Below are 23,212 nucleotides of genomic sequence, written 5' to 3'. Positions count from 1 at the left end.
ATGACTTATACTTATGCGTCGCTCGCCCCAGGCCTTCGCCCCCACGGTGCCGCATGAAACGTTCGCTTCCTCCGCTGGTTTCGCTGCGTGCTTTCGAGGCCGCCGCGCGACACATGAGTTTCACGCTGGCTGCGGACGAGCTGTGCGTGACCCAGAGCGCGATCAGCCGGCATATCAAGAACCTGGAAACACACTACGGGCTCAAACTGTTCAACCGCCTGACGCGCGCCATCGAACTCACCCCGCAGGGTGCGCGCTTGTTCGACGTGGTGATGCGCTCGCTCGACCAGATCGAGACGGTCGCCCGCGAGCTCACCGGGGCCAGGAGCTCGCGCAGCCTGCTGGTCAGCATCCTGCCCACGCTGGCGTGGACGTGGCCATCCGCGTGGGCAAGCCGCCAGGCAAGCGGGCACGCAAGGGCGCGCCGCGCATCGACCTGGTGATGACGGATGAGTGGAAGGGCGTGGCCGCGGAGCCGCTGTTTCCCGACAGCTTGGTGCCGGTGTGCAAGCCGGGGCTGGTGAAAGGGCGGCTGCCTGCCAGCCCCGCCGCGCTGGCGCGGCTGCCACTGATTCACACCGACTCCCGTGCGCATGCCTGGCCCGACTGGTTTGCCGCGCTGGACGTGCCCTACGCGAGCGGCGCGCAGGCCCTGCATTTCGGGCATTTCTTCATGTCGGTGCGGGCCGCCATCGAAGGCCGCGGCATCGCGCTGGTGCCCGACGTACTGGTGGCCGAGGAGATCGCCTCGGGCCGGCTGGCCGTACCGGTGCGTGAGCGCATCACCAGCGGCGGCGACTACTGCTTGCTGTACCGCAAGGAGCGGGCTGACGACTACGCCATTGCGGCGTTCCGCAACTGGCTGCGCGCCGAGGTGGCGGCGATGCCGTCGATCTGAGTTGTCGTTGGGGGTGTCGTTCGCGTTGCGGTTGGCGTTGCTGTCGGACCCACGCATGACCTCAGGGCATGCATGCGGCGCAAGGAGTCATTTGTCCGCGCAGCGGGACAGCTACTAGCATGGTGTCGTGACAAGCGCGAGTACGCTCTGTGTTCTGTGTTTAGCGTCCTGCGTTTGCACGGTCCGGCAAGGCAACGCCGCGTTGCCCGGATCCTCCTTCCTTGCTTCCACCGACAGGCCCCCCATGCGCGCAGCACGCTTGCTATCGTGTATTTCCATCGCCACCCTTGCCACCTTCGTGGCTCCGGCGCTCTGCAGCACCAGCGCCAACGCCGCTGAGCAGATCGTCCGGCATCGCAACCCGGCGCATATGACCGAACCCTGGGCGCGCGAGTTCGCCGAGGTGATCGAGATTCCCGCCGGCGCGGAGCAACTCGTGCTCAGCGGCGTGGGCCCTACGGTGGGGAATGCCGCCGCGCCGCCCGATACCGCAGCGTCCTATGGCGACACGGCAACCCAGACCCGCAATGTGCTCGGCCAGATCGAGCGCATCCTCAAGGACCGCGGCTACCAGATGGGCGACATCGTCTCCATGCAAGCGCTGATCGTGGCGGACCCGGCCACGGGCAAGCCGGATTTCACCGGCTTCTCAGGCGTCTATAACCAGTACTTCGGGACCGACAAGCAGCCCAATGTGCCGGTGCGCACGCGCGCCGAAGTCATTATGCATGGCGAGGTTTTGGATGATGACCGGCACCAGCGAACATAGCGAACGTAGCGAACAGAGTGGGGTCCGCAAGGCGAGCGGCGATGCCGTCATCGACCTGCGGGACATCGCATTCACCTGGCCCGCGCAGGCCGCGCCCTGCCTGCGGCTTGACCGGTTCCGGCTGGACGCGGGCGAGCAGGTATTCGTGTGCGGGCCCAGCGGCAGCGGCAAGAGCACCTTGCTGTCGATGCTGGCCGGCGTATTGCTGCCGCAGCAAGGCAGCGTGCGCGTGCTGGGCACCGCGCTCGGCGCGTTGTCCGCCGCGCAGCGCGACCGCTTGCGCGCGGATCATGTTGGCCTGCTCTTCCAGCAGTTCAACCTGCTGCCCTACCTTTGCGTCGTCGACAACGTGCTGCTGCCTTGCCGCTTCTCGCGCAGCCGGCGCGAGCGCACCGCTGCGCAAGGCGAGACGCCGGAAGCTGCCGCGCAGGCGTTGCTCAGGCAGCTCGACTTGTCCCCGGCCCTGTGGCGGCGCCCAGTCACCCAACTCTCGGTTGGCCAGCAGCAGCGCGTGGCGGCGGCGCGTGCGCTGATCGGCCGTCCGCAGGTGGTGCTGGCCGACGAGCCGACCTCCGCGCTGGATGCGCCGCGCCAGCAGGCCTTCATGGCGTTGCTGCGGCACGAATGCGGCATCGCTGGCGCCAGCCTGGTGTTTGTGAGCCATGACGAGCGCTTGTCGGCGGGCTTTGCCAGGCGGTTGTCGCTGCCGGCGATGGACGCAATCGACGCAATCGACGCGGTGGACGCGATGGAGCCGGCGTGATGCTGATGCTCTCGATGGCCGCGCGCAGCGCGTGGAACCGTCGCTACAACCTGTTGCTGATGCTGCTGGCGATTGCCATGTCCGTCGCCATGCTGCTAGGCGTGGAGCGCATCCGGCATGCGGTGCGGGCGAGCTTTGCGCAATCGGTGTCCGGCACCGACCTGGTAGTCGGCGCGCGGAGCAGCCCGATCCAGCTGATGCTGTACACCGTGTTCCACCTTGGTGGCGCAGCCAACAATATGCAATGGGACAGCGCCGAGCGCCTGGCCCGGCATCCAGCGGTGGCGTGGACCATACCGCTGTCGCTGGGCGACTCGCACCGCGGCTTTCCGGTGCTGGCGACCACGGCCAGCTACTTTACGCACTACCGCTACGGGGATCGGCATGTGCTGGTGCTCGCGCAGGGAAGGCCGTTCGCGGCGCTGTTCGATGCGGTGCTTGGCGCCGAGGTGGCGAGCCGGCTGGGCTACCGCGTGGGCGATCGCATCGTGCTCAGCCACGGCGACAGTGATGACGGCGGGCCGGAGCATGCCGATCATGGCCATCATGCGGAACATGGCGACAAGCCCTTCGTGGTCAGCGGCATCCTGGCGCGTACTGGCACGCCGGTGGATCGCACCGTGCATATCGGCCTGGCAGCAATGCAAGCCATCCACCTCGGCTGGGAGAGCGGTGTGCCGCTGCCGGGCCTGGCGATCCTGCCGGAGCAGGTGCGCAAGTTCGATCTGACGCCCCGCAGCTTGACGGGCGTGCTGGTTGGCCTGAAGCACAGATCGCAGGTCTTTGCCATGCAGCGCGAGATTGCCGAAGACCCCCACGAGCCGCTGATGGCGGTGCTGCCGGGCGTGGCGCTGGATGCGCTGTGGGGCGTCATCGGCGTGGCCGAGCGCGCCATGCTGCTGGTGTCGGCGCTGGTGGTGGTGGTCGGGCTGGCGGGGCTGGCGTCGTCCATCCTGGCCGCGCTGGGCGAGCGCCGGCGCGAGCTTGCCATCCTGCGCGCTGTCGGCGCCCGCCCGCGCGACCTGCTGGCGATGCTGGCCTTGGAAGGGCTGGTGGTGATGGCCGCCGGCGCGCTGCTCGGGCTTGCGTTGTTGAGCGCGCTGGCGGCGGGGTTTGGCCCCTACCTGGCATCCACGTTCGGCGTGGCCTTGCAGGCGGCCTGGCCCACGCCGGGCGAATGGCCGCTCTTTGCCATCGTGGTGGCCGCCGGCTTCTGCGTGAGCCTGCTGCCCGGGTGGCGCGCTTACCGCCTCAGCCTGGCAGACGGGCTGATGCCGGCAATTTGATGGTGAAGGAAACCGGCATGACCCCTCGCGTGCAGCGTGCCTTGTTTGCGCTCACTGTCATCGCGGTGGCCACGGCGGGCGCGGTCTATGTCTTCCGGTCGCTGCCTCCGCCGGAACCCCGAGCGGAGGCAGCCGCTGCCGTGCCGCCTGCCTATGCGACAGGCGAAGCGCCGCAGCCCGCGTCCGCGCCCGCCGCGCCCGACCCCGCCCTGCGCCAGATCGAGTGGCAGGCCTTGCTGCCCAAGGGCTGGGATCCGCTTGCGCCGTTCAAGGGGATGAAGCTCGATGAGCTCGAAGACGGCGACCCGCGCGCGCAGATTGCCCTGTACAAGGCCCGGCAGTACTGGAAGAACGCCCCCGTGGAGCCCACGCTCGATGGCGCGGCGGTGCGCATCGCCGGCTTTGTCGTCTCGCTCGATGGCGAGGGCGAGTCGATTCGCGAGTTCCTGCTGGTGCCGTACTTCGGCGCGTGCATCCACGTGCCACCGCCCATGCCATCACCCATGCCATCACCCATGCCATCACCCACGCTGTTGCCCGTTACCGTCCTCTCTGGATTCCTGGGCGCGGGCAAGACCACCTTGCTCAACCATATCCTGCACAACCGCCAAGGCCGCCGCGTGGCGGTCATCGTCAACGATATGTCCGAGGTGAACATCGATGCGGCGCTGGTGCGCGATGGCGGCGCCGGGCTATCCCGCACGGATGAGCGGCTGGTGGAGATGAGCAACGGCTGCATCTGCTGCACGCTGCGCGAGGACCTGCTGGTGGAAGTGCGCCGGCTGGCCAAGGAGGGCCGGTTCGACCAGTTGGTGATCGAATCCACCGGGATCTCCGAGCCCCTGCCCGTGGCCGAGACCTTTACCTTCACGGACGAAGACGGCCAGAGCCTGTCGCAAGTGGCGCGGCTGGACACCATGGTCACGGTGGTCGATGCGTACAATTTCCTGCGCGACTACAGCTCGCGCGACAGCCTGCGCCAGCGTGGCGAATCGCTGGGCGAGCAGGATGGCCGCACGGTGGTGGACCTGCTGGTCGAGCAGGTCGAGTTCTGCGATGTGCTGCTGGTCAACAAGCTCGACCTGGTGGGCGACGCGGAGCGCGAGCAGCTCATGGCGATATTGCGCGGCCTCAATCCAAGGGCCCGTATCGAGCCTTCGGCGTTCGGCAAGGTCGGGCTGGAGAAGGTACTTGGCACCGGCCTCTTTGATTTCGAGCAGGCGGCCAATACGCCTGGCTGGCTGATGGCGCTACGAGGCGAGCCTACGCCGGAGACGGCCGAGTACGGCATCGCCAGTTTTGTCTACCGCGCGCGCAGGCCGTTCCATCCGCGGCGCTTCTTTGACCTGGCGGAGCGCGAGTGGCCCGGCGTGGTGCGCTCCAAGGGCTTCTTCTGGCTGGCCGCGCGGCCGACGCGCGCGGGCTCGTGGTCGCAGGCTGGCGCCATCTGCCGCCATGGGCCTGCCGGCTATTGGTGGGCCACGGTGCCCCGCGAGTTCTGGCCCGAGGATCCCGATGCCGTGGCGACGATCCGCTCGCACTGGCATGACGATACCGGCGACGCGCGGCAGGAACTGGTGCTGATCGGCATCGGCATGGATGAATCCGCCTTGTGCCAGCAGCTTGACCACTGCCTGCTGAGCGACGCGGAGATGGCGCAAGGCCCCATCGCCTGGGCCGCCTATGACGATCCGTTCCCGGCCTGGGGATAAGCGCCGCGACCCAGGCAGCGCGTGCGGGCCGCCCATTCTTGCGCCCGAATCAAGTATGTTCTGCACGCCGCACGGTGTTTCTCCGCATGGGTAGCGCGGATACTCGGGTCATGTTCATCCGGCCACGGCCACAGTCTCACGGCCCCGACCCAATCCGGCGCGGTTCACAGCCCGCTTTCAGGCCCATCCCATGCAACTCTTCGTTACCGGCGCGGCCGGTTTTATCGGCGGCTCGGTCGCCGCTCACTTCATCGCTGCCGGACATGGCGTGCGCGGCCTGGTCCGCAATCCGGTGCAGGCCGAACAACTGGCCGCGCGTGGCATCGTTCCCGTGCAGGGCACGCTTGACGACACCGCACTGCTGACGCGCGAAGCCGCGCGGGCCGACGGCGTGATCAACGCCGCCAGCAGCGATCACCGCCGCGGTAGAAGCGCTGCTGGCCGGCTTGCGCGGCTCCGGCAAGCCGTTCCTGCATACCAGCGGTTCCAGCGTGATCGGCGACGACGCCGGTGGCAATGCGCTGTCGCCGCGCATCTTCGGCGAAGAGACGCCGTTCGTGGTGGAGGCGGGCAAGCAGGCGCGCCACGCCATCGACCAGATGGTGCTGTCGGCCGCCGCGCAGGGCGTGCGTAGCGCCGTGCTGTGCAACAGCATGATCTACGGTGCGGGTGCGGGGCTGCATGCCGACAGCGTGCAGATTCCGCCGCTGGTGGCGCAGGCGCGGCAAAGCGGCGTGGTGCGCATCGTCGGCGCGGGCGTGAACCGCTGGTCCAACGTGCATATCGCCGACGTGGTGGACCTCTATGCGCGCGTGCTCGACGCAGCGCCTGCGGGCGCCTTTTATTTCGTCGAGAACGGCGAGGCATCGTACGCCGAGATCGGCGCCGCCATCGCCCGGCGGCTCGGCCTCGGGCCCGTGCAGTCCTGGTCGGTCGAAGCGGCCACACCTGCCTGGGGCGAAGGCCAGTCGCGCTACTCGTTCGGCTCCAACAGCCGCGTGCGCGCACAGCGCGCGCGCTCGGAGCTCGGCTGGCAGCCCCGGCACGCGTCGGTGACGGCGTGGATCGAGAACGACATGCCGCTTGCCTGACGCACGCTTGAAACGCCGGATTCTCTCAGGTCATGGCTGCCGCCAGCCGTGACCGCTAACGCATGACCTGACTAAGGAAAACACCATGTCCATTCCCGCCATCGGCCTCGGCACCTTCCGCCTGCAAGGCCAGACCGCCATCGACTCCGTGCGCAACGGCCTCGACGTCGGCTACCGCGCGATCGACACCGCGCAGATCTACGGCAACGAAGCCGAAGTCGGCCAGGGCATCGCCGAGAGCGGCGTGGCGCGCTCGGCGCTGTTCCTGACGACCAAGATCTGGACCGAGAACCTGCCGCGCGACAAGCTGGTGCCCAGCCTCAAGGACAGCCTTGCCAAGCTGCGTACGGATCACGTCGACCTGACGCTGATCCACTGGCCGTCGCCGGGCGATGCGGTGCCGGTTGCCGAGTTCATGGGCGCGCTGGCGGATGCCCGCGAGCAGGGGTTGACGCGTCAGATCGGCGTATCCAATTTCACGGTCAAACTGATGCAGCAGGCTATCGACGCCGTGGGGGCGGGGGCTATCGCCACCAACCAGGTCGAGCTGCATCCTTTCCTGCAGAACCGCAAGGTAGCCGACTTCGCGCGTAGCCAGGGGATCCACATTACGTCGTACATGACGCTGGCCTATGGCAAGGCGCTGCTGGATCCGGTGATCCAGCAGCTGGCTCAGCGGCATGGCGCAACGCCCGCACAGGTGGTGTTGGCCTGGGCCATGCGGCTTGGCTATGCCGTGATCCCGTCTTCCACCAAACGGGCCAATCTGGAGAGTAATCTCGGCGCCTTGGCGGTTCGGTTGTCTGAGCTGGAGATGGCTGATATTGCTGCGCTGGAGCGTGGCGAGCGGTTGACCAGTCCCGAGGGGCTGGCGCCGGATTGGGATTGAAGTTGTTGGCTTGGTTGGCCTGACTGCCTTAGCGGTAATTGCTGCGGCCTGGAAGGATGGCGGCGTTGCCCGGCAACGCCCCACGCTTGCATTTGCATCCCAACCGTCTATGATTTTGTAAATCGATTTAGTAAACCGTTTTACTGAAACGCTTAATAACCAAGTGCGCAGCCATGGGCATGCTGGAATCAGGCGCGTCGGCATCGGCGGCGCTCGGCACTTCGTTTGGCCTGCTGCCCAAGCCCGTTGCCGGGCAGGCCGGCGTGCATCCGCTACACTTCGGCACGGCGACGTTGATCGCCATGGGCTTCGCCTGTTCATGCCGCCGCTCGGCCCGGGGCTGTTCGCCGCTTGCGCGATGACCGGCACGCGCATGGAGCACGTGGCGGGTCCGCTGCCGAAGCACCGCGCCTTGCCGCCGGTGATTTTGCCGTTGTTGATCCTGATGCCATCGCTGACGCCATGGCTACCCCGCCTGATGGAACTGGCATGAGATCCTGATAATGGCAACCATACAAGATGTCGCCAGACTGGCGAACGTGTCCACGAGCTCCGTCTCCAACGTGATCAACGGACGCACCGAACGGCTCAACCCCGCCACGTTCGAGCGGGTGCGGGAAGCCATCCGCACGCTCGGCTTCCGGCCCAGCCAGGTCGCGCGCCAGCTCAAGACCGGACAGACGCCGATGTTGGGGCTGCTGGTGCCGTCCACCGCCAACCCCATGTACGGCCAGCTCGCGCTGAAGATCGAGGCCGAGGCACAGCGCCAGACTGGCTACCGCGTGCTGCTGGGCAATACCAACCGGGACCGGGAGCAGGAGTCGCGCATGCTCGATGACCTGCTTTCGTTCGGCGTGCATGGCGTGATCATCGTGTCGTCGCTGACCGACGAGCAGCATTTCGAGGCGGCGACCCGGCAGGGGCTGGCCATGGTCAGCTACGACGGCGGCGCCGACCCGAACCTGCCGGCGCGCATCGATCATGTGGCGCCCGACAACTTCCAGGCGGGCCACCTGGCCGCGTCGCACCTGATCCAGCTGGGCCACCGGCGCATCGCCTTTGTCATGCCCGCCGGGCGCACGGTCAGCCGCGCGAGCAAGATCGCCGGTTTCCAGGCCGCGGTGAAAGAGGCCGGGCTAGGAGACGCGGCGGTGATAGAGTGCCCGCCCACCGCGCATTACGGCGATGCCGAATTGGCGGAGCTGGGCCAGATCCTGGGGACGCAACTGGCGCAGACCAGCACGCGCCCGACCGGGCTCATCGCGGTCAACGACATGATGGCGATCGGGCTGATGTCCGGCCTGCACCAGGCGGGCTTGTCGGTGCCGGCCGATCTCTCGGTGATCGGCATGGACGACATCGGCATGTGCTCGTATACCAACCCCGCGCTGACCTCCGTGGCCATGCCCTTTGGCGAGATGGCGCAAGCCATGGTGAGCCGGGTCATGTTGAGGCTGGCGCAACCGGACGAGGCGCCAATCCGCCTGTGCTATCCCAGCGGACTGGTGGTGCGCCAGTCCACCGCGAAGCCGCCTGCCGCCAACCGGCTGGGTGGCGCGCCAGCACCAATACCAATGCGAGGCTGAAGCACGCGTTGCAAGCCCATGGCCGCGGGGGAGCCCGCAGCCATGGGTGGATGGAACCACGCACGCCGTGCGTAGCTGTGGTTGTCACAAATCGACCAGAATCGTGGAGGAACGAGATGGTGCTCGACAAACCGGAACGCCGGCTGGCAGGCCCGGCCAGGACCTATATCGAGGCCGGCTATGCCATTGAGGTGGATATCCTGCAGGTGGCGGATGGCTGCTGGGGAGCGCTGGTCCGCCTGTCGAAGCTGGCTGACGGCCAGGTGCCAGCCGTGCACTTCATGCTCAACCGCACGTTCGAGGACCGCGCCATGGCGTTCTCGTACACGCTGGCGCTGACGCGGTCCTGCGTAACGCAATTCGCCCCGGCCTCGGCAAGCGCGATTGCCGAGATGCTCAAGAGCGGGAAAGTGGACGAATAGGATAGCGAAGGCTACCCGGCATGCGGCAAACGCGGCGCACTACAAATGACTGGAACGATTCAGCGCCAACCCTGGCCGGCGCCGGATATCCTGTACGCCGCTTGCGGGGCGGAGTTCAAGCTCAACCTCTTTCCGCTACCCATGCAGCTTGATGGGCTGACCCCATGGTCCACGGTGTTTCGCGGCCAGCCAGCCCTGGTGCCCAAGGAGCGCTACCTGGACCTGTGCCGGCACGGCGCGCTTCCGCTTCCTGGCGGATGCCACCGCATCAGTCCGCCTTGAGACCGATCCGCAGGGCCAGCTTGGTCCATCGCGCGATATCGGCGTTCACCATCCGCTGGAATTCCGCCGGCGTGCTGTGGGTGGTGGCGAATCCCAGGTTCGCCAGGTTGGCCTTGGTCTGCGGCCTGGCAATGACCCTGGCGATTTCCAGGTTGAGCTTTTGCACAATATCGGGCGGTGTGCCCGCCGGCGCCAGGATGCCAAACCACTGGTCGACGTCGTAGTCGGGCAGGCCAAGCTCGCTGACCGAAGGCACTTCAGGCAGGAACGGCGAACGGCCACGGGACGTGACCGCCAGCGCGCGCAGCTTGCCGGTCTTGAGGTAGGGCAGGGTGTTGGTGAGCGTGTTGATGCTGACATCTGCCTGGCCGCCCAGCACATCGGTCATGGCGGGTGCGCATCCCTTGTAGGGAATGTGCAGCAAGTCGATCTTTGCCGAGATCTTCAGCAACTCGCCCGCGAGGTGCTGCGGCGTGCCGTTGCCGCATGATGCATAGCTGGGCGGCTTGCCCGAGCGGCCGGCGGCGATCAGGTCCTTGAGGCCCCGGATCGGGGAATGCTCGGGCACGGCGATCACGGACGGCACCGAGGCAAAGGCGATGACCGCGCTGAAGTCCTTGCCGGGGTCGAAGGGCAGCTTGCGGAACACGCCGGGATTGATGGCAAAGGTGCTGTTGACCACCAGCAGGGTATAGCCATCCGCCGGGCTCCTTGCCACCAGTTCCGCGCCGATATTGCCGCTGGCGCCGGGCCGGTTGTCCACCACCACGGTTTGTCCGACGCTGCGCCCCAGTTCCGTGCCGATCACCCGCGCCAGGGTATCGGTGCCGCCGCCCGGCGGAAAGGTCACGACCAGGCGGATCGGCCTCTGCGGGAAGTCGCCGCCGGGGTCGGCGCCCGCGTTGGCATGGTCTATGGGATTGGCCCGGGCCGGCATGCCTGCCAGCGCTGCGCCAAGCAACGAGATCGCCGCGAGGCAGCGTACGACGGATGAGAATTTCATGTGAAGCCATCTTCGGATGACCGACATGATAGAGCAGCATGCACGGACACATGGCGGCAGGGTTATTGCCCCATCACGCGCGCCGTGCGGCGCGGTTCTCGTCCTTCTCACGGCTTACGGAACCACTTCCGCCTGGCTTTGCGCTGCTCGCGCGCACCTGGACTGCCCGGCCTGTCCGAAGACACTTCAGCACTGCCAGCCGCGCGCGTCGTAGAATTGCGCCATATACCGCACAACCTACTTCGCCACCTGGCTTGCGCCTCGTGGCGCTGCGCAGTGGCGTGCAAGGATGATCGACATGACTGACGTGAAGAACCCGTTCCTCAATATCTACGCCCACGGCTTTGCCCGCGTCGCGGTGGGCGTGCCGGTGTGCCGCGTGGCCGACCCGGCCTTCAATGCCGCCGAGACCATCGCGCTGGCACGCGATGCCGCCAGCCAGGGCGCGGCGCTGGTGGCCTTTCCGGAGCTGGGCTTGTCCGCCTATACCTGCGACGACCTGTTTCATCAGCGCGCCTTGCTCGATGCCTGCGAAGCGGCCCTGGCGGAGATCGTCGATGCGTCGAGGACAATCGCCACGACGCTGGTGGTGGGGCTCCCGCTGCGGGTCGAGCATCAATTGTTCAACTGCGCGGCGGTGGTAGCCGGCGGGCGGATCCTTGGCGTGGTCCCGAAAAGCTACCTGCCGAATTACTGGGAGTTCTACGAGGCGCGGCAATTCAGCGCCGCCGACAGCGCGGTGGCCACCGAGGTGCTGCTTGGCGGCAGCAAGGTGCCGTTTGGCGCAGGCCTGCTGTTCGAGGCGCAGGACGTGCCGTTCTTCCGCTTCCACGTGGAGATCTGCGAGGATGTGTGGGTGCCGATTCCGCCGTCTTCGTTCGCGGCGCTGGCGGGCGCGACCGTGCTGGTGAACCTGTCGGCCTCCAACATCGTGGTCGGCAAATCCGGCTACCGGCATCAGCTGGTCAGCCAGCAGTCGGCGCGCTGCCTGGCAGCGTACCTGTACAGCTCGGCGGGCAAGGGCGAGTCTTCCACCGACCTGGCGTGGGACGGACAGGCGCTGATCTACGAGAACGGCGAGCTGCTGGCGGAGTCCGAGCGCTTTGCGGACGGCTCGCACCTGACTTTTGCCGATGTCGACCTGGAGCGCCTGTCGCGCGAGCGCATGCACCAGACCACGTTCGGCCATTCGGTGCGGCGCCACAGCGCGGAGGTGGCCAGGTTCAAGGTGATCCCCTTTACGCTGAACACGGCGCTGGACAAGGCATTGCCGCTGCGCAGGACGGTGGAGCGATTCCCCTACGTGCCGTCCGACGCGCGCCGCCGCGACGAGCGCTGCAGCGAGGTCTACAACATCCAGGTGCAGGCGCTGGTCCAGCGGCTGTCGTCCAGCGGCATCTCCAAGGTGGTGATCGGCGTCTCCGGCGGGCTGGATTCCACCCATGCGCTGCTGGTGTGCGCCAAGGCCATGGATCGCCTGAAGCTGCCGCGCGCCAACATCATCGGCATCACCATGCCCGGCTTCGCTACCAGCGACCGCACGCTGCTCCAGGCGCGCAAGCTGATGGAGGTGGTGGGCTGCGAAGCGAAGGAGATCGACATCCGGCCCAGTTGCGTCGAGATGCTCAAGGACCTGGAGCACCCCTATGCGTCCGGCAAGCCCGTGTACGACGTGACCTTCGAGAATGTGCAGGCGGGCGAACGCACCAACCACCTGTTCCGTTTCGCCAATTCCCGGCATGCCATCGTGATCGGCACCGGCGACCTGAGCGAGCTGGCGCTAGGCTGGTGCACGTATGGCGTGGGCGATCATATGTCGCACTACAACGTGAATGGCAGCGTGCCGAAGACACTGATCTCGCACCTGGTCCGCTGGGTGGCCGAGACCGGGCAGATCGGCACCGCAGGCTCCGACGTGCTGCTCGACGTGCTTGGCACGGAGATCAGCCCCGAGCTGGTGCCGGGCGACTCGGCCGATGCGCCCCAGCAAAAGACCGAGCACTTCATTGGCCCGTATGAGCTGCAGGATTTCAACCTGTACTACACGCTGCGGTTCGGCTTTACGCCGACCAAGATCGCGTTCCTTGCCCTGAGCGCATGGGGCGACCGCGACAAGGGCAACTGGCCCGACGGGCTGGACGTGGTGCGCAACGTGTACAAGGTGGCGGACATCAAGCGCAATCTGCGCATCTTCCTCGACCGGTTTTTCCGCACCAGCCAGTTCAAGCGCTCGTGCGTGCCGAACGGGCCCAAGGTGGGGTCGGGCGGCTCGCTGTCGCCGCGCGGCGACTGGCGGGCGCCAAGCGATTCGGAGTCCGTGGTGTGGATGAAGGACCTGGAGCGGGTGCCTGACGAGCTTTGAGTTGGCGCGGCGGTGACCGGCCTTGGGCTATCGGCTATCGTCCATCGGTTACCGATGGACGAGGCGCTTGTCGAACCCGTCGTCCGGCCTGCCTCAGCCGTGCATGCTCAACGGATGGAGAGAACGATCTTGCCAACGCTCTGGTTCGACTCCATGCGCCGGTGCGCATCGGCCACCTGCGCCAGCGCAAAGACGCTGTCGACCACCGGCGCCAGGCCGTTCTGGCCGAAACCGTCCAGCCAGCGTTCGCTAAAGCGGCGCGTCATGGCGTGCTTGACGGCTGGTGGCCGGGATTTCATCACGGTCCCGATGATCTGGAGATGCCCGAACAGCACCCGGTCCAGCGGCAGCACCGCGCCTTCGGTGCCGCCCATGATGCCGACCTGGACCAGGCGGCCACCCTCCGCTAGCGAGCGGACATTGCGCTCCAGGTAGGGCGCGCCAACGAAGTCGATCACCACATCCACGCCGCGCCCGCCGGTGGCCTCGGCAATGGCTTGCGCGAAATCCTCTGACTTGTAGTCGATGCCCACGTCCGCGCCGAGCGCACGCACGCGCTCCAGCTTGCTTGCGTCGGCGGTGGCGAAGACCTTTGCGCCCACGGCCCGCGCGAGCTGCACCGCCGCCGAGCCGACGCCGCCCGCGGCCGCGTGGATCAGCACCGACTCTCCGGGCGCGAGGCGGCCTAGCTGGATCAGCGCCTCATGCGCTGTGACAAACACTTCCGGAACCGCTGCTGCGTGGATGTAGTCGAGGCCTTCCGGAACGCGCATGGCCATGCGGTAGTCGATGCGTGCGATCTGCGCATACGCGCCGCCGCCTACGATGCCCATGACGCGATCGCCGGCCTCAAAGCCCACGGTCTCGGGGCCGGCGGCGATCACTTCGCCGGCGATTTCCAGCCCCATGGATGGCCGAATCGCCAAAGTTGGCCCGGCCGTAAGCGCCGCGCCGGTGCGAGAGGTCGGCGCGGTTCACGCCCGCCGCGTGATTGCGCACGAGCAGGTCATGCGCTCGCAGCTCGGGCGCCGGCACTTCTGCCAGTTGCAATACGCCGGCGTCGCCGAATTCGTCGAAGTCGATGGCTTTCATGGGTTCTGTTGCTACGGATGACCTGACAGGGAAGCTCGCAGCATATGCCTGCCGGGCCGCCGTGATAATGGGCTGAATGTCGGCAACGCTTTTGCGTGTAGCGCAAAAGCCCGGCGCTAGCGCTTTGCGCGCGACGCATTCAGCTGACCATTGTGGCCGGCACAGTCCGCCGCATCGTCTCGACGAAGCGGCGCAGCTTGGCAGGATAGAAGCTGGCATAGGGATAGATCAGGTACATGGGCAGCGGCGCCGCCCCCCAGGCGGCACCAGGTGCAGCAAGCGTTCTGCGGCGATATCGTCCGCCAGCAGCCAGGCGGAGGCCACGCAAACGCCCAGGCCCATGGCTGCCGCGCTGCGCAGCGCGTACAGGCTGTCGGTGCCCACCCGCGGGCGAAAGCTCAGCCTCTGGCTCTCGCCCGTGACCGCGTGGGTCAGCGACACCTCGTTGCGGTAGAAGGCGCGTAGTGAAAGCCACGGCAAGCGAGCCAGCTCGTTGGGATGCGACGGCATCGCCGCGCCCTCCAGCACCGAGGGCGCCGCTACCACGATGCGGGGTACCTCGCCCAGCCGGATCGCTATCAGGGAGGGGTCGCTCACCTCGCCAACGTGGATGGCGCAATCGATGCCTTCGGCGATGAAATCCGGGGTCCGGTCATGCAATAGCCATTCCACGGACACCCGCGGGTGACGCCGCAGGAACTCCGCCAGCGGCCCGACCAGCTGCTGCTGGCCGAAGGCATGGGGCACCACCACCCGCAGCGTGCCTTCGGGCTCGTCGCCGGCCCCGCGCAGGTCGGCTTCGAAGGCCTCCCAGCCCGCCACCAGTTCCTTGGCGCGCCCATAGCAGCGCTCGCCATCCTCGGTGAGCTTCATCGCATGGGTGGAGCGCTGCAGCAGGCGCAGGCCCAGCGAGCGCTCCAGGCTCTGCAGGCGGCGGCTGATGGTGGGCTGGGTGGTGCCCATCTGCGTGGCGGCCGCCGACAGGCTGCCGGCCTCGACGATCCGCACGAAGGTTTGCATCAGCTCGATGCGGTCAGCGGAGGCAGCGGCGGCGGCAGAGGACGGCGGATTCATGGTCTCGGGATGGGTGAGTCGTGCTTATACGTCAGGTGTATAGCCATTGTGCGCAGTGTAGTACTACCGCGCGCCCCGGGCCACCGGCAAACTCCGGCCATGTTTTCACTCTGAGGGTTAACGCAATGTCTCCCACTCAAGTTACGCATGCAACCGCTGCCACGCACGCAGCGCATTCCCCCGCCGCCGAATTGCCCGCACGGCTGGTCCTGCTGCTTGCCGCCGGCGCCGGCCTGGCGGTGGCGTCGCTGTACTACAGCCAACCCATGCTCGGCGTGCTCGGCCCGGACATCGGCGCGTCCGACGGGGCGGTTGGCCTGGTACCCACGCTCACGCAACTCGGCTATGCGCTGGGCATCCTGTTGCTGGCCCCGCTGGGCGACCGCTATGACCGCCGGCGCATCATCCTGGCCAAGGCCGCCGTCCTGAGCGTCGCGCTGCTGGCCAGCGGCGCCGCATCCGGCATCGGGCTGCTGCTGGCCACCAGCCTGGCAATCGGCCTGGCCGCGACGATGGCGCAGGACATCGTGCCAGCCGCCGCCACGCTGGCGCCCGAGTCGCACCGGGGCAAGGTCGTTGGTACCGTGATGACCGGGCTGCTGCTCGGCATCCTGCTCTCGCGGGTGATCAGCGGCTTCGTGGCCGAGCATTTCGGCTGGCGCATCATGTTCGTGATCGCAGCGGCCAGCATCGCGCTGATCGGCCTGGTGGCCGCACGCGGCTTGCCGCGCTTCAAGCCCACCACGCATCTCGCCTACAGCGCGCTGCTGGGTTCGCTGGGCTCGTTGTGGCGCAAGCACGGTGCGCTGCGCCGGGCAACCCTGTCGCAGGGGCTGCTGTCGATCGGCTTTAGCGCGTTCTGGTCGACCCTGGCCGTGATGCTGCACGGCGCGCCGTTTCACCTGGGCAGCGCGGCCGCTGGCGCGTTTGGCCTGGCCGGTGCCGCCGGCGCGCTCGCCGCACCCCTGGCCGGCCGCCTGGCAGACCGCAAGGGCCCGGAACTGGTCACCCGCCTGGGTGCCGCGTTGACCGCGCTCTCGTTCGCCGCGATGTTGTTTTCGCCGCTGCTCGCACCGCACGCACGGCTGTGGCTGATCGGGGCCAGCGCGCTGGGCTTCGACCTTGGCGTGCAGATTACGCTGGTCGCGCACCAGACCATCGTCTATGGATGGCTGTGACGATGTTGTCGATCGCGGCGGCAGTCGGCGCGCTGGTTGTGCGGATGTGGCCGGGGGCACGTCTGGCCCGGTGATGGTTTGGCATTGCCCGACCGGGGACGAAAGGAGCCCCGCCAGCCTGGGAAAGGGCGTGGCGGGGCGAAGGTACGGTGCTAGGGGCCACTCACGTACATGAACGAGTCTGGGGCCGGGAGAGGGCCGCGAATGTCTGCCGCCACACAGAGCGGGGCGGGTAATGGCGGCCCGGGACGAGGTCGGAATGCACCAAGGTTCAAGCTCTCGCAATGCCTGAGCCGGCCATGGCAGGCACTAAGTGGCAAGCAAGGGATGCCACGGCTTCCAGAAGATGCCGGCATCCTCGACGTTCGCGATACCTGGTTCGGCGACATCGAAGGGTTGCCACGCAGCACCTGGCAGCGTGGCTGGCTTGCCCTTCGTGACAAAGCTTGATATGGCCAGGCGGAAGGCGGCGCCCACGTTCTCGAATGTCTCGTCAGGGATACTCGCAATCATGGGGGCATCCAGCCAGTCGCCGCGGTTCCCGAACAGGAAGGGCAACTCCAGGCAGTGCGGGCTCATGAGGTTTGGCACGCGGCTCTGCACGCTGAACCGGTATGGATAGACCGGCTTGGCCGTGCTGGCAAAAGCGCAGGCGATCTCGCGCGCCGCGGCGCCGAACAAGCCGTATCCGCTTGCATCGACCAATTGGGTGTACGGCGTGTGGGCAGGGCGCGCGGCGGCAAAGGCTGCGTAGTGCTGCATTGCGTTCGCCCCGAACCTGGCCTCGAACCAAGCCATGACCTGCGGCGCCGAGGCTTCCAACACGTCGGGCGCGGCCGCCATGAAGGCGGTACTCTCGTCCGCCGTGAAGCCTAGCAGGGACGCTGATACGTGCGCTTGCCTGGCAGCACGCGGCAGGTCGAAGAGACAGTCTGGAACAAGGCCATCCTCCGCCACCGGCCGGAATCCAACCGATACTTCGCCGAACCGGGCACGTGAGCGCATCAACTGGCTCTGCGCGGCAAGGATCTCCTTGACCGACAGCGCGCCGATATCCTGTGCGCCGGCGGCTTCGAGCAGCGCAAGGCTCGTGCGATACCCGTCTTCGGGCGAAAGCGGCGGCAGGGCCGGCAGGCTGAACATGGCATTCCTGTGCAACAGGCCCCTCGACGCAGGGCTGACGCCAAGCAACCAGGCGTAGTAGGCCCCGGCCGACTGGCCACCCACCGTGACGTTCGCCGGGTCGCCACCAAACACGCTGATGTTCTCCTGCACCCACTCAAGGGCGCGAATCAGGTCGAGAACGGCACGGTTGGCCCCGCGCGCATCGCTGGCGTCGGTGAAATGTCCCAGCGCGCCAAGCCGGTAGTTGACCGTGACCACCACCATCCCGCTTTCCCTGGCCAAGCGCTCGCCGTCATACCAGGCTGCGGTGCCACCGCCGCTGAGAAAGCCGCCGCCGTGAAGGAACATGAACACGGGCCGACGCGCCGCGTCCTGCGGCGCCCATACATTGAGCAGGAATGCATCTTCGGATTGCGGGTTGCGGTCGATGCCGTTGCCCATGACCGAAGCCAGCCGCGAAGGCGTCTGCGGGAACACGGCGCCAAGCGCGGTCGCATCGCGTTCGCCGGCCCACGCGGCAGGTGGCACCACTTCGGACAGCCTGTCGCCCGGCCGGGCCCGCTCGCCATAGGGCACGCCGCGAAACGCAAATACGCCCCGTGACGCCTTGCCTCGTATGGCGCCCGTGGGCAAGGACACCACGACGGATTCTTCTTTGACATCCATTGGATCAAACTCCAGGTTCACGCAACTTGCGAAAGAGGAACGGCACGATCGCGGCGCACACCAGCACCGTGACACTGACAGCCGCGATGATGTCGGGCAGCCCGACACCGGCCTTGATCAACAGCCCGACGGAGCCCGCGCCGGCCAGCGATCCGACGCGGCCAAGCGCGCTGCACCAGCCCGCGCCCACGGAACGTATCTGCGTGGGGTAGGCCGCGACCGCGATGGCATTGAGCACGACGATCGGTCCGCTGATCAGGAAGCCCGAGCAGAACACGGCGACGGCATACCTTGCCGTGGCATCCGGCGAGGCGATCATGAGCGGGCTGGCGGCACCGATCAGCAAGGCGATCCCGACGAATTTCAACGGTGCGATGCGCCGGATGGCGAAGGCCCCCACCAGCGCACCGGCCAGGCCGCCAAACTGGAACAGGGAGGCCGTCCTGGACGCCATGGCAACGCTCTGCCCGGTACTCTCGATCAAGCTCGGAAGCCAGCTCGCGATGACATAGAAGCCGCCCAGGATCAGGAACATCAGTAGCCAGAGCAACACGGTGGTTGACCGGTACTGCGTACCGAAGAGCTGCGCCACGCTGCCCTTGGTGATCGCCCCCAAAGGGGTTGGCGGCTCGAATAGCGCTGCGCCAGGCCGGGATGCGCCCAGCTTGGCAAGCGCGGCGACGATCCGCTCCGGGCCGGCGCCAATCTGCGCCAGGAACGTTGGAGACTCGGGCAACAAGGCAAGGATGACGGGGACGAGCAGAAGCGGCCCGATGCCGCCGAGCAGCAACAGCCCCTGCCAACCAATGGCATCGATCAAATGCCCGGTCAGGAATCCCGCCGCGGCGGAGCCGAACAGGAAGCCGCAGAACACGCCGGAGAGCGCGGATGCGCGCCGGCGAGCGGGCAGCAACTCCGCCAGCAGGGCGGCGACGGCCGGCATCGCCACGCCGACGCCCACACCGGTCATGAATCGCCAGGCCAGCAGTTGTACCAGCGATGCACTGAACGCGCAGGCGAGCGTGGCTAGCCCGAAGGCCAGCGTGCCGGCCACCAGCACAGGCTTTCGTCCGCGCGTGTCGGCAACGCTTCCAGCGGTGACGTAGCCAAGCAGCAGCCCGAACATGCCGGCCGCGATGGCCGCCGAGATCTCGGCCGGCTTCGCGCCGAAGTGCGTGGCGATCTGCGGCGCAATGAACCCGATGATGGCCGCGTCAAAACCTTCGAGCGCAACCACGGCGAAGCAGATAGCGATGATGTTGCGCCGGCGCTGATTGGACGGGATGTTGTCGATCGCCTCGGCGATGTTCTTGGGATCGGCGTGCAAAGGGGAGTTCTTCATGGAGGGCTGTCCTTGTCCGATCAGAACGTGTGCTCGACAAAGAGCCCGGACAGCACTTGCTTGTTGCTGTCCGACGGGCCGGCGGCGCCATTGATGAAGGCCTTGGCGTCTGCCGTGCCCCCCGCCTTCTGGAAAGCGGCTTGCAGGTAGACATGGGTTCTGAGCGACAGCGCTTTGTCGAACTTGAGCAAGACCTGATGGGCGTAGCGATCCTGTAGCGCGGCGTTGCCCTTCATGTATTGGTAGTGCGCATTGATCGTGTAGTCACCGCCGAGCGGCACCGTGGTGCCCGCGCCGAACGTGTCGATCGCACCATTGGTGGCGGCGTTCCGGGCGCGGGTGTAGGACCCCGCAATCGTCGTTTCGCCGATGTTCCACTTCGCCCCCAAGCCCATCGTCTGGAAGTGCGCGCGGCTGGTCGGCGTGCTGCTATCCCTGAAGTCCGTATAAACGGCGGTGGCGCCGTAACGCGGGGTCTCATAGAGAGCGCCAAGGCTGTAGGTGCTGCCGTCGTTGACCGAGGTGGTGCGCTCGCCCAAGGCATACATCGCGCCAAGTTTGAGTGGCCCGAACTGCTTCGTGTACTTCACCGCGTTGGCCAGCGCCTCGCCATTGGTCCGGTCCGCGTCAAACGCACCGACGCGAGCCGGGCTGTAGACGCCGCCGAAGTTCTGGAAGGGCCCCTGCGGACTGCCCCAGATGCCACCGAACCACGAGCCGCTGAAGCCCGGAATCGTCAGGAAGTCGAACATGAAATCGCGGGTGTATCCGAGGGCCAGGTCGCCCAGCGCGCCGCGCAGCCCGACAATCGCATTGGTGTTGAAGAGTTGCCCGACCGTCTGGCCGTTGTCCGCAAGGAACCGGCCAGCCAGCCTGAAGTACGCAGCCATGTCCGGCGACAGCGTTTCGGATCCGTTCATGGCGATGTAGTTGGGCCGGTACGGCGCGGAGTCGACGCCATAGCGGGACGCGCCTCCGACGTTCGACGTCACGGTGGGGCCCGCCGCTACCAGGCCGCTGAGTGAAATGCCGTCGGGTTGCGCGGCCGCCGCCTCGGCCGCCGTGCCCAGTGCGGCGGTTGCCAGGCTTGCCAGGCATAGCTGGCGCACGCGGGCTCGCGCAAATGCCCGCCCCGGGATGGCAGACCTACTGCCTTTCTTCGTCATCGTTTCCTCCCTTCGTTAATTCGGTCGGGTCCGCTCAGCGCATTGCATGGCGGCCTCTTTTCTGTCCGGCGAAGACGTGCCGCGTTGGCGATGTCTTAACCCGTGGCCGATGGTAGAGCGAAGCTGGAGCCGCAGGACATGACGAATTTGAGAAGCCGCATGCGCAGCTCGCATGGCCTCATGCAGGCAACCGAGACGATTGGGAAAGCTTGGAGGAAGCTTGAAAGCGGGCAGGCGAACGCGTGCCCCGGCGCGGGAAGGCCGCAAGGGCAGCAGTGTGCAGCGGGCGTAGTTGACGGCGAGCCTGGTTTCCCGCGAACGGGGCCAGCCGGATGCTCAGGGGTTGCCTGCGCCCCAGGATGATTCGACGACGCGCCGCAGGCTGAGGATGAAGCCGCGCGTTTGCCGCGTGCTGGTCCGGTCGCGCCGCCAGATGGCCGATAGCGGGCCAGGACAGAGGTTGAACGACAGCGGGAGGATGCAAACCTCGTTGCGGGCAGCCATGAAGCGTGCCGCGCTTTCCGGGAGTTGCCACAGGAAGTGGCCGTGCGAGGTCAGTTCGCGCCCCAGCTCCAGCGAGAGCGCACCCACGATCTCCGGCGTAGGGAGGCCGGCTTCCCGGACTTCATTCACCAGCATCTCGCGAAAGATGCTGCCAGGTGGCGCGGAGATCCACGGGTACTGGACGCACGTCGCGAGATCGGCATCCTGCCTGGCCAGCGGATGATCCGGTGCGCACGCAAGCACAATGCCGTCATGCACCAGAGCGGCAGTCCGGTAGGTTTCCGCGCTCTGGCTTCCCGGGGCGCGGCTGATGAGCAGGTCGATAGCGCCTGCATCCAGTTTCTCGATCAGGGCCTCGTGCGATCCGACCTCTACCGTGATCTCCACGCGAGGATTCGCCTGCCTGAACAGCAGGATGGCTTGCGCTAGTGGCCACCTGCTGAACATCGAAAAGCAGCCCAGTATCATGTTGCCGAAATCGCCCCTGGCGATGGCGCCCAGATCCGCCTCGGCCTTGTGGAAGTCGCTCAGGAGCAGCGCCGCATGGCGGCACATCGCTGCCCCCAGCGCCGTGGCGATCATGCCCTTCGCGGAGCGCTCGAACAGCTTTCCGGCAACGATCTCCTCGACCTCGGCAACGGCGCGCGAGAGTCCGGACTGCGTCATGTGCAATTGCTCGGCAGCCTTGGACAGGTTTCCAAGCTCCGCGACGGAGAGGATGATTTCCAGATGCCGCGTCCGGAGCTTTCCGCGAAAAGGAGTCATTGTTTGCGGGTTTGAATGCACGTTCGGGATGCGCCCTCTCAGCCCGGGCGGCGGAAACCGCGATCTTACCCGCAAGTCCGCCGGCGCCGTCGAGGCGGTGCTTGCGCGAGCCGCCCCCCTTCTACGCGGTTGTACCTGACCCCGCGACGAGCGCAGTGGGTGCCATATGCTTCATTTCGTCCTCTGCATGCTGCGCCGACGCCGAGCGCCGATGATCAATCAGCAATACCGCCATCATCGCGATCACCGCCGGAATGGCGATGGCCACGAAGTTCTGCTGCAGCGGCAGCGACATGGCCACCAGCGCGCCGATCACGATCGGCGCCAGGATGGCCCCGCTGCGCCCGATGCCCGACGCCCAGCCGATGCCGGTGGCGCGGACCGCCATTGGGTAGAACTGCCCCGCATAGGCGTAGGTGACGATCTGCGTGCCGATGGTCGATGCGCCGGCCAGCCCCACCAGCACGAACAGCAGCGCGGTGGGCATCGGGTAGCCCAGCAGCGTGATCGATACCGCGGCCAGGGCGTACATGCCGACCAGCACGTGTTTGATATTGAAGCGGTCCGCCAGCCAGCCGCCGCCGATGGCGCCGAGCATGGCGCCGAAGTTCAGCACCAGCACGAAGGTCAGCGCCGAGCCCAGGCTGTAGCCTGCGCCGGCCATCATCTTGGCCAGCCATGAGCTGAGCGCGTAGACCATGAACAGGCACATGAAGAACGCGACCCAGAACATCACCGTGGAAAAGCCGCGTCCGTCCTGGAACAGCTTGCCGATGGGCGCGTCGCCGGCCTTGTCGCCGGCAGGCAGCGCGAACTGGTCGCCTGGCTGGGGCTGGTAGCCTGGCTCCAGGCGGGAGGCGATGTGCTTGAGTGCGTCGATCTGGCCCGATTTGATCAGGAAGGGCATGGACTCCGGCAAGGATTTCAGGATGACCGGGATCAGCAGTGCCGGCAGGCTGGCGGCGAGGAAGACCGATTGCCACCCGTAGCTTTCAATCATGCCTTTGCCGAGCAGGGCGGCCAGCATGCCGCCGACCGAGTAGCCGCTGAACATCAGCGTGACCATGGTCCCGCGAATCTTGCGCGGGGAGTATTCGGTCATCTGCGCCACCACGTTCGGCATGACGCCGCCGATGCCCAGGCCCGCCAGGAAGCGCGTCACGCTGAACGTCACGGGATCGCTGGTGAAGCCGGCCGCGGCGGTGAAGACGCTAGAACAGCAGGATGCAGATGGCGA

Annotated in this window: 18 protein-coding genes and 6 pseudogenes; 15 read left to right on the top strand and 9 right to left on the bottom strand. The window is 66.9% G+C overall.

Annotation, left to right across the window (positions count from 1 at the left end):
• Nucleotides 1-53: 53 nt before the first annotated feature.
• The 9 genes and pseudogenes from OR16_RS47555 to dkgB all read left to right on the top strand — a co-directional run bounded on the left by OR16_RS47555 (nucleotide 54) and on the right by dkgB (nucleotide 7,408).
• Nucleotides 54-443 (top strand): LysR family transcriptional regulator, encoded by a 390-nt coding sequence (locus tag OR16_RS47555; protein ID WP_006163780.1) that lies wholly within the window; start codon nucleotides 54-56, stop codon nucleotides 441-443.
• Nucleotides 374-898 (top strand): LysR substrate-binding domain-containing protein, encoded by a 525-nt coding sequence (locus tag OR16_RS35415; RefSeq protein ID WP_006163779.1) that lies wholly within the window; start codon nucleotides 374-376, stop codon nucleotides 896-898. The genes OR16_RS47555 and OR16_RS35415 overlap by 70 nt, the downstream gene beginning before the upstream one ends.
• Before the next feature lie 244 nt (nucleotides 899-1,142).
• Entirely contained in the window at nucleotides 1,143-1,667 is a 525-nt protein-coding gene (locus OR16_RS35410; protein WP_006163777.1) for a Rid family hydrolase, read from the top strand.
• Nucleotides 1,642-2,430 (top strand): ABC transporter ATP-binding protein, encoded by a 789-nt coding sequence (locus OR16_RS35405; RefSeq protein WP_006163776.1) that lies wholly within the window; start codon nucleotides 1,642-1,644, stop codon nucleotides 2,428-2,430. Before OR16_RS35410 ends, OR16_RS35405 begins: the two co-directional genes overlap by 26 nt.
• Complete coding sequence (locus OR16_RS35400) at nucleotides 2,427-3,716, top strand: ABC transporter permease (protein ID WP_043422417.1); 1,290 nt, start codon at nucleotides 2,427-2,429, stop codon at nucleotides 3,714-3,716. The genes OR16_RS35405 and OR16_RS35400 overlap by 4 nt, the downstream gene beginning before the upstream one ends.
• Nucleotides 3,608-4,201: pseudogene (locus OR16_RS47550) on the top strand (DUF3299 domain-containing protein); the annotation flags it as partial. The gene OR16_RS35400 and the pseudogene OR16_RS47550, both read left to right, overlap by 109 nt.
• Nucleotides 4,202-4,219: 18 nt before the next feature.
• A complete protein-coding gene (zigA, locus tag OR16_RS35395) occupies nucleotides 4,220-5,428 on the top strand; it encodes a zinc metallochaperone GTPase ZigA (RefSeq protein ID WP_043422422.1) in 1,209 nt (402 codons plus the stop codon).
• Between the two features lie 190 nt (nucleotides 5,429-5,618).
• Nucleotides 5,619-6,519 (top strand): annotated as a pseudogene (locus tag OR16_RS35390) (NAD-dependent epimerase/dehydratase family protein).
• An 85-nt stretch (nucleotides 6,520-6,604) separates the two neighbouring features.
• Entirely contained in the window at nucleotides 6,605-7,408 is an 804-nt protein-coding gene (gene dkgB, locus OR16_RS35385; RefSeq protein ID WP_006163766.1) for a 2,5-didehydrogluconate reductase DkgB, read from the top strand.
• Between the two features lie 127 nt (nucleotides 7,409-7,535).
• Here the strand turns inward: dkgB and OR16_RS44250 are convergent, their stop codons facing one another.
• Entirely contained in the window at nucleotides 7,536-7,712 is a 177-nt protein-coding gene (locus tag OR16_RS44250; protein WP_158001405.1) for a hypothetical protein, read from the bottom strand.
• A gap of 15 nt (nucleotides 7,713-7,727) precedes the next feature.
• Between OR16_RS44250 and OR16_RS44245 the strand changes: the two genes are divergently transcribed.
• The 4 genes and pseudogenes from OR16_RS44245 to OR16_RS42185 all read left to right on the top strand — a co-directional run.
• Nucleotides 7,728-7,901, top strand: a complete 174-nt coding sequence (locus tag OR16_RS44245; RefSeq protein ID WP_158001404.1) for a hypothetical protein — start codon at nucleotides 7,728-7,730, stop codon at nucleotides 7,899-7,901.
• A gap of 10 nt (nucleotides 7,902-7,911) precedes the next feature.
• Nucleotides 7,912-8,994, top strand: coding sequence for a LacI family DNA-binding transcriptional regulator (locus OR16_RS35375; RefSeq protein WP_006163763.1), 1,083 nt, complete (start codon nucleotides 7,912-7,914; stop codon nucleotides 8,992-8,994).
• A gap of 116 nt (nucleotides 8,995-9,110) precedes the next feature.
• Entirely contained in the window at nucleotides 9,111-9,416 is a 306-nt protein-coding gene (locus OR16_RS44240; protein ID WP_006163761.1) for a hypothetical protein, read from the top strand.
• Between the two features lie 84 nt (nucleotides 9,417-9,500).
• Nucleotides 9,501-9,672 (top strand): annotated as a pseudogene (locus tag OR16_RS42185) (XpsR family transcriptional regulator); the annotation flags it as partial.
• 12 nt (nucleotides 9,673-9,684) lie between these two features.
• Here OR16_RS42185 and OR16_RS35360 read toward each other — a convergent pair.
• Nucleotides 9,685-10,635 carry a tripartite tricarboxylate transporter substrate binding protein gene (locus OR16_RS35360; protein WP_423739706.1) on the bottom strand — a complete coding sequence of 317 codons (951 nt, stop codon included), beginning with the start codon at nucleotides 10,633-10,635 and terminating at the stop codon, nucleotides 9,685-9,687.
• Between the two features lie 373 nt (nucleotides 10,636-11,008).
• Here OR16_RS35360 and OR16_RS35355 point away from each other — a divergent pair, with 373 nt between their 5' ends.
• Nucleotides 11,009-13,063 carry an NAD(+) synthase gene (locus tag OR16_RS35355; protein WP_006163756.1) on the top strand — a complete coding sequence of 685 codons (2,055 nt, stop codon included), beginning with the start codon at nucleotides 11,009-11,011 and terminating at the stop codon, nucleotides 13,061-13,063.
• Between the two features lie 107 nt (nucleotides 13,064-13,170).
• Here OR16_RS35355 and OR16_RS35350 read toward each other — a convergent pair.
• Nucleotides 13,171-14,155 (bottom strand): annotated as a pseudogene (locus tag OR16_RS35350) (NAD(P)H-quinone oxidoreductase).
• A 139-nt stretch (nucleotides 14,156-14,294) separates the two neighbouring features.
• Nucleotides 14,295-15,229: pseudogene (locus OR16_RS35345) on the bottom strand (LysR family transcriptional regulator).
• A 125-nt stretch (nucleotides 15,230-15,354) separates the two neighbouring features.
• On the opposite strand from OR16_RS35345, the gene OR16_RS35340 reads away from it, so the two are divergent.
• Nucleotides 15,355-16,407, top strand: a complete 1,053-nt coding sequence (locus tag OR16_RS35340; protein ID WP_237717333.1) for an MFS transporter — start codon at nucleotides 15,355-15,357, stop codon at nucleotides 16,405-16,407.
• Nucleotides 16,408-16,716: 309 nt separating this feature from the next.
• Here OR16_RS35340 and OR16_RS35335 read toward each other — a convergent pair whose 3' ends face one another.
• The 5 genes and pseudogenes from OR16_RS35335 to OR16_RS35315 all read right to left on the bottom strand — a co-directional run.
• Nucleotides 16,717-18,198, bottom strand: a complete 1,482-nt coding sequence (locus OR16_RS35335; RefSeq protein ID WP_006163751.1) for a carboxylesterase family protein — start codon at nucleotides 18,196-18,198, stop codon at nucleotides 16,717-16,719.
• A 4-nt stretch (nucleotides 18,199-18,202) separates the two neighbouring features.
• Nucleotides 18,203-19,540 carry an MFS transporter gene (locus OR16_RS35330; RefSeq protein ID WP_081488970.1) on the bottom strand — a complete coding sequence of 446 codons (1,338 nt, stop codon included), beginning with the start codon at nucleotides 19,538-19,540 and terminating at the stop codon, nucleotides 18,203-18,205.
• 20 nt (nucleotides 19,541-19,560) lie between these two features.
• Nucleotides 19,561-20,706 (bottom strand): porin, encoded by a 1,146-nt coding sequence (locus OR16_RS35325; protein WP_081488969.1) that lies wholly within the window; start codon nucleotides 20,704-20,706, stop codon nucleotides 19,561-19,563.
• A gap of 336 nt (nucleotides 20,707-21,042) precedes the next feature.
• Nucleotides 21,043-21,975, bottom strand: coding sequence for a LysR family transcriptional regulator (locus tag OR16_RS35320; protein WP_006163747.1), 933 nt, complete (start codon nucleotides 21,973-21,975; stop codon nucleotides 21,043-21,045).
• 121 nt (nucleotides 21,976-22,096) lie between these two features.
• Nucleotides 22,097-23,212: pseudogene (locus tag OR16_RS35315) on the bottom strand (MFS transporter); the annotation flags it as partial.

The organism is Cupriavidus basilensis OR16 (assembly GCF_000243095.1).
In the GTDB taxonomy this organism is placed as follows: Bacteria; Pseudomonadota; Gammaproteobacteria; order Burkholderiales; family Burkholderiaceae; genus Cupriavidus; species Cupriavidus basilensis_D.
Note: the sequence above shows the minus strand (reverse complement) of the source record. Positions and strands in the feature narration are given on the sequence as shown.

Bases quoted from the DNA above. Each gene is read 5' to 3' on its own strand.
- OR16_RS47555 (WP_006163780.1), top strand. From the start codon at position 54: ATGAAACGTTCGCTTCCTCCGCTGGTTTCGCTGCGTGCTTTCGAGGCC.
- OR16_RS35410 (WP_006163777.1), top strand. From the start codon at position 1,143: ATGCGCGCAGCACGCTTGCTATCGTGTATTTCCATCGCCACCCTTGCC.
- OR16_RS35405 (WP_006163776.1), top strand. From the start codon at position 1,642: ATGATGACCGGCACCAGCGAACATAGCGAACGTAGCGAACAGAGTGGG.
- zigA (WP_043422422.1), top strand. From the start codon at position 4,220: ATGCCATCACCCATGCCATCACCCACGCTGTTGCCCGTTACCGTCCTC.
- dkgB (WP_006163766.1), top strand. From the start codon at position 6,605: ATGTCCATTCCCGCCATCGGCCTCGGCACCTTCCGCCTGCAAGGCCAG.
- OR16_RS44250 (WP_158001405.1), bottom strand. From the start codon at position 7,712: ATGGCGATCAACGTCGCCGTGCCGAAGTGTAGCGGATGCACGCCGGCC.
- OR16_RS44245 (WP_158001404.1), top strand. From the start codon at position 7,728: ATGCCGCCGCTCGGCCCGGGGCTGTTCGCCGCTTGCGCGATGACCGGC.
- OR16_RS35375 (WP_006163763.1), top strand. From the start codon at position 7,912: ATGGCAACCATACAAGATGTCGCCAGACTGGCGAACGTGTCCACGAGC.
- OR16_RS44240 (WP_006163761.1), top strand. From the start codon at position 9,111: ATGGTGCTCGACAAACCGGAACGCCGGCTGGCAGGCCCGGCCAGGACC.
- OR16_RS35360 (WP_423739706.1), bottom strand. From the start codon at position 10,635: ATGCCGGCCCGGGCCAATCCCATAGACCATGCCAACGCGGGCGCCGAC.
- OR16_RS35340 (WP_237717333.1), top strand. From the start codon at position 15,355: ATGTCTCCCACTCAAGTTACGCATGCAACCGCTGCCACGCACGCAGCG.
- OR16_RS35335 (WP_006163751.1), bottom strand. From the start codon at position 18,198: ATGGATGTCAAAGAAGAATCCGTCGTGGTGTCCTTGCCCACGGGCGCC.
- OR16_RS35330 (WP_081488970.1), bottom strand. From the start codon at position 19,540: ATGAAGAACTCCCCTTTGCACGCCGATCCCAAGAACATCGCCGAGGCG.
- OR16_RS35325 (WP_081488969.1), bottom strand. From the start codon at position 20,706: ATGACGAAGAAAGGCAGTAGGTCTGCCATCCCGGGGCGGGCATTTGCG.
- OR16_RS35320 (WP_006163747.1), bottom strand. From the start codon at position 21,975: ATGACTCCTTTTCGCGGAAAGCTCCGGACGCGGCATCTGGAAATCATC.